This is a genomic window from Chelativorans petroleitrophicus (genome assembly GCF_025398195.1).
Taxonomy (GTDB): domain Bacteria; phylum Pseudomonadota; class Alphaproteobacteria; order Rhizobiales; family Rhizobiaceae; genus Chelativorans; species Chelativorans petroleitrophicus.
The window spans coordinates 23,304-35,827 of record NZ_JAODNV010000006.1 but is presented as its reverse complement, the minus strand read 5'-3'; the positions used below and the strand labels follow the sequence as shown (position 1 = coordinate 35,827).

Below are 12,524 nucleotides of genomic sequence, written 5' to 3'. Positions count from 1 at the left end.
TGACGGGCGCAAGGTCTCGCCAAATCATCGAAACGGCGTCGCTTTTCGATGGGCGGCGTTTCGCAAGGAATGGCTCGCGTCTTCAACATTTTTGAGGGAGCGATTCCGGCAGGAGGGGGCGGTCGCAGAGGCATCCGCCGGCGGATACGAGAAGGAGGAAACAGGATGCTGGACTTGGGAAAGCTGCGGGCTCGGGAGCGCAGCCTGCTTCAGCGCAAGGCCAAACTTGAAACTGATCTGGCACGGCTGCGGGCGCGCGAAAAAGCGGCGGCGCGGAAAGACGACACGCGACGGAAGATCGTCCTCGGCGCGGTCGTCCTGGCGGCGGTCGAGGCGGGCGACGTGCCCGCCGATTCCGTCAGGCGGCTCGTACGGAAGCATGCCGCCGAAAGGGACAAAAAGCTGTTCGTCGGAACCCCGTTCGCCGTCGCCGACGGGGCGACGGAATCGGCACCTCCTGATGCGCCGGAAACAGCGATGCAGGAGTGATAATCATGGCCCTCGACCTGCTCGCGGAGCCCTCGCCGCATAACGTCGCCTGGGCATGGATCAATGCTCTGCTGCCCGATGACACGTCCTCGCCATGGGGCTTCGCGATGGCCGTTTTCTCATCCGCGCTGACGTATGCGGGCGCGCTCTTCATCGGCTGGCATGTCGTCACGGCCATCATCTCGTCGGCATATTCCGGCAAGGTGCTCGGCGACCGGTACCATCAAATCTGGGCGCCGCTGCGGCTCGTGCTGGGGTTCGGCCTCCTTGTCCCGATCGCGGCGAATTTCTCCAGCGCGCATTACCTGCTGCGCGACGTGATCGCGCGCGGTGCGATCAACCTGGCGGACGCAGCGTGGGTAGCGTACGTAGACTATGCGGCGGGCAGGGAAGTGCGGATCGCCCCGATGTCCTCGGGCGGCTCCCGGCTGGTCATGGACGTGCTGGAGTCGGAAATCTGCGCGGCCGTGCACAACAGGATGGCAGGGCCATGGGGACTGCCCCCCGCACGGGTGCCGCCCGTGAAGGGGGAACGCAGGAGCGACACGACGGGATGGTGGAATCCCGTCACGGCGAATGTCCGGACGGAATGGGACTATGGGCCAGACTGCGGCCGGATCGCGCTGCCCGTCGTGCCAGACAGACCAGGGTTCACCGCCGACCGGGAGGCGGCGGTTGCGAACGTCGTCAAGGCCGTGCGGGAAGAGCTCGCGCAGCCGTTCGGCGAGCTCTTCCGGTCACAGGACGCGCCGCTGTCAGCGGATGCAGCGCTGATGGCAGTCCGCGACCGCCGCCTGCCACAGGTCGCGAGGGTGGTCCGTGCGCTCGGCCGCCAGTATGACGCGGATATCGCCTCCGCCGTGGCGAAGGAGATGGCGCTGGATGAAGATGCCGCCGCGCGGCAACAGCGGCTGGCGGATGCCGCGCGACAGCAAGGTGTGGCGACGGCAGGCATGTGGTGGATGCACATAAGCCAGCGGTCGCAGGCGGTGTCCGCGCTGTCGGGAGCGAAGCACGAGCGGACAGAAATCCGGCTCGGTGAATCCGGAAGCGCGGGCAAGAAGCACCTGGGGGCCGCGCTCGCGACCCTCCGGCATCTGGTGGCAGGCGAGGAAGCGGAGATCCAGCTTGCGGCGAATGATTTCGCCGCCGGAGGCGACGAGGAGGCGGGCATGCTGACACGCATCCTGTCGCCGATCTGGCGTGACCTCGGCGAATGGGCGATGGCGAAGGGAGATGATGCCGACTCAACGGTCGAGAAGATGCTGAAAAGCGATCCGATCGGCGACCAGATTTCCAGCGGGCACGTGTTCATGACGATCGCAGAGGCGGGCATCGCTGCCGCGTTCGTTCCGATCACGCTTGCGAACACGATCGCCGGCGATGCTGCCGGAACGGACGGCGCGGCGCTGTGGGGGATCGCGTGGGCGGCACCCGCCCTCGGGACCCTCTGGATCATCGGAGCGGTGCGGGCATACGTGCTGCCCGTCCTACCTTTTATTTATGTGTGGGTGTTCATGTCTCTGTGGCTGCTGGCGGTGCTCGAAGCCGCGATCTCGCTGATCGTGTGGGCTTTCGGCTTCCTCCGGATGGACGGCGAGGACCTGCTCGCGCAGCAAAGCAAGATCGGCGCGATGCTCCTGTTTCAGGTTTTCCTGATGCCCGTGCTCGGCCTGCTGGCTTTCGAGGCCTCCTACATTCTGCTGCCGCTCATCGTCGGCGGGGTGGAGGTGCTGTGGGCGACCGCCTTCTTCGGCCAGACGGGAGGCTATCTGATCGGACCTTCAGCCCTCATCGTCGGGTACATCCTGATCACCTTCCTGACGCTCTACCTCGTGACGCATCTTTTCGGACAGATCTTCGCCATCCCCGACCGCATCATGACGTGGTTCGGCGCGCCAGGGCACCAGTTCGGCGACAAATCGCTTTTCATCGCGACGGCCGGCGGGCTGGCGGCGGTCATGAACCGGGGCATTCACGGCCTGCCCGGCCTGCCGAAAGGCAAGGACAAGGGAGGCGAGTCTGGCGGCAAAGGGAAGACACCTGTCGGGGGCGTGACAGACCGCAGGAAATGAAGAAGGGGGGTCCAAAGCCCCCTTTTTCGTGACCTGCGAAATCGCCAGGCCGCTAGAAGCCGAGGGCCCGCATCGCCTCCCGGCCGCCAACGTATGCGAGCGCGGCCGCCCAGCCGACGACGTTCAGAATTCCGCTCCAAAGAGCTGCGCGAGCAAATCCGGTCATCTTCGCCTCCTTCACGCGCTAAAACCTGCCCACTCCCAGCCTGTCCGGCAAGCCGTACGCAAGGGGCTGGCGCGGGTGCAGGCCATCGGCCGAACCACGGGCCCCTTGCCGGCGGAGACGCGCCAGACGGGCATCTTCCGGCAGGATTTTACGCAGCGAGGGGGCAAGAGCCCAGGAAAAGTTCAGCGGTGGTGGGACTTCCCGTTGTGATCTCCGCAAAGCGTAACTGAAAAGTCAGTTATGCTTTGCGGAGATCACGCCACGGCGCGGACGATGGCGGACGCGATCACCCCGATCAGCGCCGCATACCCGCCGAAGCGCAGCACGGCACCGATCGCCTGCATCTCGGTCTCGGTGAACCGCATCCCCACCGGAAGGCGCGGCGTGTCAAACAGCGCGGGGCGCGACAACAGGCAGCGGCCAACGATGACGGCCAAGATGCCTGCGAGGACCGAGATTCCCGTGATCATGCCACCTGCTCCCGCTTCGCGAGACTGATCTCAAGGCGGTCGCCGACGCGCTCGCACAGAACGGAGTCGCCGCAGGGGCCGCAGGCGATCTCCGCCATGTCCTCGATCTCCTCTGGCAGGTCCTCGTGCCGGATGCCGAGCGCGGCGAGGTCACCGGCGGCATCCAGCACCCGCTGCGGGACCGGACACCCGACGCACCCCCGCGACAGACCGACGACGGCGATTTCCCTGATGTCATCCTCTCCAGTCATGCTGCCTCCTGTTCGTTCTGCTCGTCTTCGCCGTAGAGCGCGCCGCACTCCAGCATGTGCAGACGGCATTCGGCCTCCAAGAGATCCCGCTCGATCTCGCGTCGGATGCGGGTCTCCTCCAGCCGCTCGCGGGTGCGGCGGGCAAGTTCGCGGCGCATGGTCGCGAGGGCCTTATCGGTCGGCGCTAGGGCCGGGTCGCTCCACCCCGGGAGGCGGCGGATGGTGTTGACGGACAGCCCAAGAAGCGCGGCGAGCTCCGCCGGGGAGAGGTCCAGCGAGGCCCGGAGGCGGGCATACTCCTCCCGGCGGCGCTGGCGGTCTGCAGCCGCGGCCTCTGGACTGCCGCCACGCGGCGGACGACCGGGGCGGCGGCGGGGTTCGGGGTGCGGGTTCATGACACAATCTCCTCTTTGGTAGTGACTGCGGACTGCCGCGCGACAGGATCAGCGGCGAGGCGGGCAAGCCAGCGGGATCGCGCCTGCCCTACGGGAGACGCGCGAAAGGCACCGTCGGCCCTCTCCCACGCTGCAAATGCCGCTTCCCGGGTTTCGACAGCTTCGAGATATGACTGCCTAGCCTCCCACCAGGACGGATTTTCGGGAGTGTCGCCACCGATCTGCACACTGGCGAGCAGCCGACTGCCCGCTTCGCGCTCCGCCTTCTCCGCAGCCTCAAGTTCGTTGCAGGCCTCAGCCAAACGCCGCCACTCTGGCATGTCCTCCCACCAGCACACTTTCTTCATCACCGCCCCTCCTCAGGTTTCGGTCTCGGACTTCTCCGGCCCTCCCCGGAGGCGCTGCGGAAGCGTCTCCGGGGGAGGGCGGGGCCTCGCCCCGGTGCTGGCCTCAGGCGGCCTCCCTGATCTGAGCTAATACAGCAAGCCGCGCGGCAGGCCGCCGATGATGACGCACGGTCCGCAGTCCGGCATCGTCATCCACCTATGCGCCCACTCCGGAGCGAGGTACCGTCGAGCCGCCTCGGCATCAATGCAGTCCCCCTGCCAGTCGCTAGAAGTAATGATGCCGCCGTCGGCATAGACGATGACGGCAAAACGGCATTCTCTCTCGCCCTCGTACTCGACTATGTAGATCGTCGCCTCGTCGCGCTGCTCGACAGTCTCGACGACCGTGGTCTCGACGATGCCCTCCGGCGCTGGGATGATGATCCTGCTAGTCATGACGCGTCCCCCTGTGCTCTCGTTGCTGTTCCCGGCGGTGCTGCCGCCACCGGAGGACTCGTCGGCGAGCCCTCGGGAGGGGGCAGCCGGGGCGCGAGGCCCCGGCCGTCAGTAGGCGAGATAGGGATTGTCCATCGCCCCGAAGAGGTCGACCTTGGTGAATGCCCTCACGGCCGCCGTCGAAGCGAAGCCGTCGCTGGCCACCACGGCATCGCCGAGATACTCGCGCTTGCCGCCCCGGCGCTTCCGGTAGACAGACCACTCGCCCATATATCCCGCCCTGTGCTCCCCGGGCCCGACCGCGACCAGGGTCTGGCCCTTGATCCTGAAGTGATGCTCGGCCGGGTAGTCCACGCCTGCTCTGATGATGTCGTCTTCCTGTTCCTGTCCGCTCATCGGTGTCTCCCTTCTTGATGACGCGTTCCCGGCGGCGCTGCCGCCGCCGGAACCCTGGCTGCCCAGGACTCTGGCGGGGGCAGCCGGGGCGCGAGGGCCGGCGCTGCTTCATGCCGCTTCATCGAGCTCGTCATCTTCTTGGAGCACAGCCTGAACCCATTTCTCGTAGGCTCCGCTCTCGACGTGCTCGAGCCACTCACGCTCGGCTCTCTCGAGTCGCTCGCACTCCGCTTCCGGCAGCGCGTCGATGTAGCGCTGCATCACCTCGTGGATATCGTCGATCTCGTCGTCGCCGTCGTCGAGCACGGTGATGTCCTCAAGCGTGTCGAGTGCCGCATCGAGCTGGCGCTGCACGCTGCCGATACGCATGCCGTCGTAGCGGCTCGCCAACGGCGCCTGGCGCAGCGACTGCTGCGCCTCCGCGATGAGCCTGCGGGCCTGTCTGATGCGACCCTCACGCTCAATGATCTGGCCTAGTGTGAGCATGACGCGTTCCCCCTTGTTCTCGTTGCTGTTCCCGGCGGTGCTGCCGCCGCCGGAGGACTCGTCGGCGAGTCCTCGGGAGGAGGCCAGCCGGGGCCGTAGCCCCGGCCGTCCGTGTCAGGCTAGCGCCCGGCTCTCTGCCTCCCACCTGGCCGCGGCCTCGGCGCAATCGGCACGCAGCCGCTCGCGCTCGGCCTCCGGCAGCGCGTCGATGTGGGCCTGCATCGCCGCGTGAATCTCGTCGATCTCGTCGCCGCGGTAGTCGATGCGGCGGTTCGTGATAAGATGACTGTCTGGACCGGTCTCGACATCGCCGTCGGCATCGAGCCACTCCAGCTCCGTCTCGCCGCTCACGTCGGCGAGGATGGCATAACTGCCGTCCTGCCACTCGACACGCAGGTTCCTGATGTCGAGCGACTCGCGGCAGCGGTAGTAGCCGACGATCTCGCCGATCCCGAGCGCGCGCTCGGCATCGTCTGCCTCCCACTCGCCCGCCGGCACGAGGACGGCTTTGAAGCGCGTCCAGCCGCCGCGATCGTCGCACTCGTCGTAGAGCCATCTCGAGATGGCCTCCCACGCATGAGCCTGGTTCACAGCTCCGTCGAGATCGGCCTGCGCCTCCTCGACGGTGTGGCCGACAGCCCAAATGCGGGCATCGTTCGCGTTGATCAGGACGACCTGACTGACCTCACTCATAGAAAACCTCCTGTCCTTCAAAGGCGTCGGCCAATTCCGCAGCCTTCTATAATCATGTTGAGTCGCGGCGTTGCTGGTGTCAAGCATAAAATGGAAGAAAAAACGATATAACTACTGCGACAAGTGATTTATTAACCTACTCTTAAACTGACAACAATGTGATGATCACAAGGCCTCTTAGAAATTTTTACTTAGTGATCTGAAAAATTGCGAATGCTATTGTGATGACAGGGAGCGGGAACGGCAGGAAGCGGTGGCGTTGACCGGACGCGACCGGGCCGCCGGGCGGGGGGTGCGGAGCGCGGATTGACAGGCCGATCCGCCGCGATCCTGGCCCAAGGTCAGGGGGCGCAGCCCGCGGGCCTTGGAGCGCGGGAGCGCGACAGGCGGAGGAGGCATGTCAAAGGGGCCAAAGGGTCCCGCGATGCCGAGCCCCGACGAAGGGCCGGAGGCCCGAAGTGAGGAGGGGTGAGAGAACCGCGCGCAGCGCGGCATCCGGGATAAGGCCCCGGTCCCGCTCGCGGCCGCACGGCGCCGAATCCGGCGGGAAGGGACACTTGTCTGAAGCCGCCGGCGGCGTCAGCATCGATGCGTGAGCAGAAGAAAACGCCGCGTCAGCGGGCTGGCACCCTCGGCGGCGTTTCAGAGGCAAGATGATGATCGACCACCTTTCAGCATCTGTAAAGACGCCCGGCCGTAGCGGGTGACCCCCCGGCTGGGACACGCCCCAGCCAACCAGCAGCACCGCCTCACCCCTCGAACCAAATTTGTTGACAGAGCCCGGTATTCGCGACGGCTTTCGGATACCTTGCGCATCTCCCCGGCCGCCCTCACAAGCGGCGGCTACCTCGGCCACGGCTTGGCGCGCGAGGTCTTCCTGGAGTGCGTCGCCGCCGGCAGGATCGGCAGCGGGAGGGATTCGACGCCGGGCAGGAGCGGCGAGACGCTGGACCCGGAGGCGATCCTTGCCGCCGACATGGCGGACCTCGACCGAGAGGAACAGGGCTGGCAGGAGTGGGAGCGGCATAAACCGAAGCGCGGCCTGGCGATCGGGCCGCAGGAGTTCGTTCCTCCGGCGATCCCAGAGGAAGAGCGCGATCCGTCGCGGGTCGCGGATTTCCTGCCGCCGGAATTGCGGCCGTACCTGGAGCGGATGCCCGCGCCCCGCCGGCGGGAGCGGGAGGAGTGGATTCTGAAGAAGGCCGGCTGGGAGGGGCTGGCGATCCTGGGGCTTTCGCCCGAAGGGCTTGCGGCATGGGCGGAGGAGAGAGCCCGGGAGTATGCTAAGCGGTTCCCGTCGAAAGACATGGACGGAAATCCCATTAATCAGGAGCCAGAGCACAGGCGCGGCCGGGATGAGAAAATCCAGCGGAAGCGGGCGCGGCGGGCGCAGTCGGACGCGCTGCTCTATGTCGAGGCCGCGCTTGGTGCCGTCGGCGGGTGGAAGGCGCCAAGACGGCCGCTGTACGTGTCGGACTACAGCCTGCTACTGCATCGGCAGCACAGGCAGCGGACGGAGCAAATCCTGGGCGACCTGTGGCTGGTCCGCGAGGATGATCCAGGCATCCGGATTCCAATGCTGGAAGTGGACAGGCGGGCGCGGGCGGCAAAGGCGGCGGAGCGCCGGACGCTGATTGACATGATGCTCTACCGCTGGCGTATGCTCAACTGGCACGTGTGCTGGATCACGATCACCCTGCCCGGCGAGTACGTCCCCCACTCCACGAACGAAGGAAGCCGGGCGACAGAGTGGGACCCTGATCTCGGGCCGCTCGAAGCGCTGGCCGCGATACAGGCGGACTTCCACCGCGTGATGTGCATGCTGCGCGAGCGCGGAATCCGGCCGTCCGGCTTCTGGAACGCGCAGCCGCAGCAGAGCGGCACGCCGCACAGGCACATCCTCATCGCCGTGCCGGACATTGCGGACGCGCGAGCGATCTGCGACGCCTTCCGACGGGAGTTCGGAACGAGGAAAGGCGACGAAGATGGCCCTGACCGGGGCTGTGCGGCATATGTGATCGGGGACGAGAACCCGGAATATGCGCCGCGCCATGGGAGAAACGGACAGGCGGAGACAGCCGAAACCGTGGCGCGCTATGCGGCACGCTACTCCACGCGGCAGGAAACGGATACCGAAAGCGGAGCGTCGGACAGCGGCCGCACGGCGGCCAGCTGCAACGAACAGGAGCGTTTCGAAGCCTGGAAGCGGCTGCGCCGCGTCCGAGGGCACACCTGGCTCGGGCTGGACACGCACCGGTCCCCCGTCGAGATATGGCGGACGCTGTGGGCGAATGCCCAGCGTAGCGACTACGAGCCTGACGACGCGCGCATGGCCCTCGCGATGCGGCACATGCGGCTCGTCAGGGAGTATGCCGACGCAGCCGTTGCGGCACGCGAGGCGGCGGGGAGATCCCCGGAGGGCGACGACGACAGGCAAGCCGAACTGGATGCCGCGCGGGAGGCATCGGAAGCGGCTGCGTGCGAGGCCTGGCATGCCGCGATCGCGCTCGGCATGTGGCCAGATGCCGACCTCGACCCGGTCGAGTTGGAGTGGCTGCACGGAGAGATTCAGGAGTGGGATGTGAAAGACCCGCTCCCCCCAATGCCGCTACGGGAACCGCGCGAGACCGTCTACGGAGAAACGCGCAGCGCCTTCATCGGCACCGTGGGCGCGGTGGAGCGTTTCAGGCTCACCGGGCGCGAGACGGTTGGGGACCTCCTGCCCCTCGCCGAAAAGCTGGGTGTGACAGTGGAGGCTCCGAAGTCCGGGCGGCTGCGGGCGAGGCATGTGAAACAGGCAATGAAGGCGGCAGGGTTCGGGTTCTCGAAACGCCCTGACGGGACGATAGCCGGATTCGACTACTCTGGGGGAATCCTCCCGAAGACGGACTACTCATGGCTCATCGTGGACACGGAAACCGCCAAGGCGATGGTGAAGGAGTCCGAGTCTCTGGAATGGGCGAAGAAGCGCCTGCAGGCGAATGATGCCCGCTGCACTCCGAGGACAATGGATAACGACCGGATGGACTACCTTTCAGATAGTCCATCCGACCCAAGGAACGGGCCTGCCGGCCCGCTCCATGGGGATGAGGGGCCGCCGGGATGACGACGGGAACCTCCCGTTGACCCTCAAGATCGAGCCGAAATGCCGCTCTCCGAAGGAGAGAACGGGAAAGGCTTGCCTGCCACCAAGTGGGTGGAATCGGGCCGATTTCGGGGTTCGCGTAATAAAATTTCGCACATAAACGGCCATACAGCGCGATTCTCAGGTCGCCGCGGGTATAAGACCGCGGGAAAATCGAGGCATTCCCCGCCTGGCCGCTTCCGTTGCGACCCCTCGCCGCTCCCGGCGTGAACTTGATTTTTTGCCCTTCCTGGAGGAACGATTCCGTAACTGACTCTTCAGTTACGCAGGCGGATTCAAGAAAGGGCATTTAATTTAGGGGTTTCAGGGTGCGGGCGGTTGATCTTTTTGCGGGTGCGGGCGGCATGTCGCTCGGCCTGAAGCGGGCGGGATTCGAAATCGTTCAGGCATATGATTCGTGGGAGCCGGCGGTGGAGATCTACCGCCGCAATGTCGGTCCGCACGTCTGGCAGCACGACCTCAAGGACATCTTCCGCGTCGGCCCGATGATCGCCGCGCTTGCTCCAGACATCATCTGCGGCGGCCCTCCATGCCAGGACTTTTCCGCGGCCGGCCGGCGGGTGGAAGGCGAGCGGGCGGCGCTGACCCGTGCTTTCGCCATGCTCGTCTGCATCGCCCGCCCCCGCTGGTTCCTTATGGAAAACGTGCCGCAGGCAGCGAAATCGACGGCATGGGCGGATGCCCGCGCGATGCTTGTGAAGGCAGGCTACGGGCTGACGGAGAGCAAGCTGAATGCCGCTTTCTACGGCGTTCCGCAGGCACGCAAGCGGCTGTTCGTCATCGGCCGGCTCGGGGAGCAGGACGGGTTCCTTGAGTCCGTTCTCGTCGCTGCAAGGTCGGATAGGCCGATGACGGTGCGGGACATGCTCGGCGATGCCCTCGGTGACGCCTTCTATGTGCATCCTCGGCACCCGGGAAAGCGCGGGGTGTGGAGCACGGATGAACCCGCCCCGACGATGCGAGGAAGCTCGCGACGGCCAATGCCCGCGGCCTACCAGCCGCACCCGGCAGATGCGGCGCTTATCGAGGCCGGCGCGTTCTTCACGCGGCCATATTACGAGGGCCGCGGTGTCCGGACGCTCGACGAGCCCGCGCCTGCGGTCATCCGCACGACGCGGGAGCGGCCACGGCCGAAGTATCTGGCGAGCCCGCATCCGGAAGACCCCATGCCCGCACAACAGGCCGCAGTGCTGACGCAGGATCAGGTTGCAAGAATTCAGGGGTTTCCCGTCGGCTGGCGGTGGGAAGGCTCAACATCCCGGGACATCGACCAGATGATAGCGAATGCCGTTCCGGCACCGCTGGCGGAGACGATCGGCCGGGTCATCCTCGCGCGCGAGGCCGGGGAGACGATCCCGGAAATCCAGGGCCGCTTCGGACAGTGGCTGCGACAGCGGCGAGGCTTCTCAAGCGCGGCAGCGCGGAATGCCAAGAGCCGGGTGAACCGCGCGAGACGTCTGCTCGGCGGCAGGACCTTCGCCGACCCGGTGGCGGAGCTCGCCGCACTGGAGGCCGCCGATGGATTCGCCAGCCTTCCGCCAGGGACCCGTTCCGACCTGCGGGCCGCGCTGCGGCTTTACCGGGAATGGAAGGATGAACCGAAGGGGCGACGGAGCGGGAAGTCACCGGCGGGGGCTGCCGCGACACTCGCGGCATAGATTCCGCAAGGCTGATCCGGCAGGGGTTCCCCTCACCCTTCCCCATGTCGATGCTCCGGAGCTCTCGGGCGGGTCACGCGCCCCGCCCTCGCGCGCTGCGCGCACCGCTCCTCCCGCATAGACATGGGGCCCCGGGGCTCGGTGACAGCCAGCCGGGCCGCTCGGGTCGCCGCTGCGCGGCTGCGGGCAGGCCTGTTGGCCTGCCTTGTCCCGAGCATACGCGGCCCGCTGGAGTGTCAACCCCTGCCCTGGATTCACGTCGCTGCAGAGCCCTGCCTGCCCGCCGCCACAGTGAAGATTGCAGCGCATAAGGCAGAGCCGCCCGGATGTCCGTGAAGGAACAAAATGCCAGACGGGCGGCGGAGCAAATTCGCAACCGCGAACCCGGTTAACGGCCCGCAAGGGCGGCTGGCCGAAGGCCACAGGGAGGCGGCAGTTCCGACCGTCCGCGCGCCCGCAGGAGACCTAGCATAGCGCCGCCGGCACGGCAGAGGTCGGTACCGTGCGTGCCCGGTGAGCGGACCATTGAAAACGGCAGGCGGGCAATTGTTCTTCCTCGCTGTGCCCCAACGCTAATCCAAGCCCACAACATGCTTGAGATGCCAGGCAAGAGCGTCCGGGTGCGGCCGCATGGCTGGATTTGAGGGGTCACGAATGGGCTTGCCGCTGAACGGAACCAAATGCCCGTTCTGACTCTTGGCGGCGGCATCCGGACTGACGACGACCTTTCCATCTGCCCCAATGCCAAACAGGCCTCGGTCGAATGCCCAATGATGGGACCGGCATAAGGCAAGCCCGTTGCGCGCGTCATCCACGCCCTTATACCCTCGAGGGACGATGTGGGCCGCTTCTACTTCCCATGTGCCATCCCCCACGAGTCCGTTTCCGCAAATGGCGCACCTGAACCCATACAGCGGCAGCACCTTGCTGCTGAATGCTTTCGCACGTGCAATCCGCCTCATGCGAGCCTCGTGGAACTCGGGATCGTCTTCAAAAAGCTGAAATGGAGCGTTCTGTCGGGCTTCCTGCGCTTCCGCAAACGCATTAACGGTCTTTTCCGACACGGGCGGATCGTTCTCATCTACTGGCCCCCATCTTCGCGTTCCCGCAGCGGCGACCAACCGGGCAAAATCGGCTGATCCGGCACGGTGCAGCCTCAGCCTGTAAAGGAACGGGTCCGACAGGCTGCGCTCCATCACAAGGAAGTCATCCTTTTTCGCGTTCTTCCGGATCGCCGAGAGCCCGTCGGTGAGACGCCGCTCAAGCCGTGTGCCTCCCCATGACTGATACTGGTAACGTGTGCTGACGAGACCGACCTGCTCGTTTTCCAAGAACAGAACGGCTTTCAGGCGGATGTCAGGCGCGGGGTTCGCCGCTGACGGTATCGGAAGCGACGGGAAGAACTCTCCGAGCCGCTTCGGAATCACGATCCCGCCCTGATGCCCCTTGGCAGCGGCAGTGTCGTTGTGTGAAAGCATCTTGAAGAATGGCCGATCGAACTCGTGCATGGCTTCCCCC

12 protein-coding genes and 1 pseudogene are annotated in these 12,524 nt (G+C 66.0%); 4 read left to right on the top strand and 9 right to left on the bottom strand.

The genetic code is table 11. The features are described 5' to 3' along the window. The first annotated feature begins 165 nt into the window (after window positions 1-165). Together NYR54_RS04955 and NYR54_RS04950 are read left to right on the top strand one after the other, a co-directional pair. Complete coding sequence (locus NYR54_RS04955) at window positions 166-489, top strand: hypothetical protein (RefSeq protein ID WP_261514502.1); 324 nt, start codon at window positions 166-168, stop codon at window positions 487-489. Between the two features lie 5 nt (window positions 490-494). Beyond that, entirely contained in the window at window positions 495-2,564 is a 2,070-nt protein-coding gene (locus NYR54_RS04950; protein ID WP_261514501.1) for a DotA/TraY family protein, read from the top strand. Window positions 2,565-2,984: 420 nt separating this feature from the next. Here the strand turns inward: NYR54_RS04950 and NYR54_RS04945 are convergent, their stop codons facing one another. From NYR54_RS04945 to NYR54_RS04910, 8 genes are all read right to left on the bottom strand, one after another. After that, on the bottom strand, window positions 2,985-3,200 hold the full coding sequence (locus tag NYR54_RS04945) for a hypothetical protein (protein WP_261514500.1): 216 nt from the start codon (window positions 3,198-3,200) through the stop codon (window positions 2,985-2,987). Beyond that, complete coding sequence (locus NYR54_RS04940) at window positions 3,197-3,451, bottom strand: hypothetical protein (RefSeq protein WP_261514499.1); 255 nt, start codon at window positions 3,449-3,451, stop codon at window positions 3,197-3,199. Before NYR54_RS04940 ends, NYR54_RS04945 begins: the two co-directional genes overlap by 4 nt. Continuing rightward, complete coding sequence (locus NYR54_RS04935; RefSeq protein ID WP_261514498.1) at window positions 3,448-3,846, bottom strand: helix-turn-helix domain-containing protein; 399 nt, start codon at window positions 3,844-3,846, stop codon at window positions 3,448-3,450. Before NYR54_RS04935 ends, NYR54_RS04940 begins: the two co-directional genes overlap by 4 nt. After that, window positions 3,843-4,193 (bottom strand): hypothetical protein, encoded by a 351-nt coding sequence (locus tag NYR54_RS04930; RefSeq protein WP_261514497.1) that lies wholly within the window; start codon window positions 4,191-4,193, stop codon window positions 3,843-3,845. The genes NYR54_RS04935 and NYR54_RS04930 overlap by 4 nt, the downstream gene beginning before the upstream one ends. Window positions 4,194-4,319: 126 nt before the next feature. After that, a complete protein-coding gene (locus NYR54_RS04925) occupies window positions 4,320-4,628 on the bottom strand; it encodes a hypothetical protein (protein WP_261514496.1) in 309 nt (102 codons plus the stop codon). 108 nt (window positions 4,629-4,736) lie between these two features. Continuing rightward, a complete protein-coding gene (locus NYR54_RS04920) occupies window positions 4,737-5,024 on the bottom strand; it encodes a hypothetical protein (RefSeq protein WP_261514495.1) in 288 nt (95 codons plus the stop codon). Between the two features lie 108 nt (window positions 5,025-5,132). Continuing rightward, window positions 5,133-5,510, bottom strand: coding sequence for a hypothetical protein (locus NYR54_RS04915; RefSeq protein ID WP_261514494.1), 378 nt, complete (start codon window positions 5,508-5,510; stop codon window positions 5,133-5,135). Window positions 5,511-5,624: 114 nt separating this feature from the next. Next, the gene (locus tag NYR54_RS04910) at window positions 5,625-6,203 is read right to left on the bottom strand and encodes a hypothetical protein (protein ID WP_261514493.1); all 579 of its coding nucleotides are present in this window, start codon (window positions 6,201-6,203) and stop codon (window positions 5,625-5,627) included. A 2,329-nt stretch (window positions 6,204-8,532) separates the two neighbouring features. On the opposite strand from NYR54_RS04910, the pseudogene NYR54_RS04905 reads away from it, so the two are divergent. Together NYR54_RS04905 and NYR54_RS04900 are read left to right on the top strand one after the other, a co-directional pair. After that, window positions 8,533-8,874 (top strand): annotated as a pseudogene (locus tag NYR54_RS04905) (hypothetical protein); the annotation flags it as partial. A 782-nt stretch (window positions 8,875-9,656) separates the two neighbouring features. After that, complete coding sequence (locus NYR54_RS04900) at window positions 9,657-11,006, top strand: DNA cytosine methyltransferase (RefSeq protein WP_261514492.1); 1,350 nt, start codon at window positions 9,657-9,659, stop codon at window positions 11,004-11,006. 572 nt (window positions 11,007-11,578) lie between these two features. Here NYR54_RS04900 and NYR54_RS04895 read toward each other — a convergent pair. Then, complete coding sequence (locus NYR54_RS04895; protein WP_261514491.1) at window positions 11,579-12,514, bottom strand: HNH endonuclease; 936 nt, start codon at window positions 12,512-12,514, stop codon at window positions 11,579-11,581. Between the last annotated feature and the right edge of the window lie 10 nt (window positions 12,515-12,524).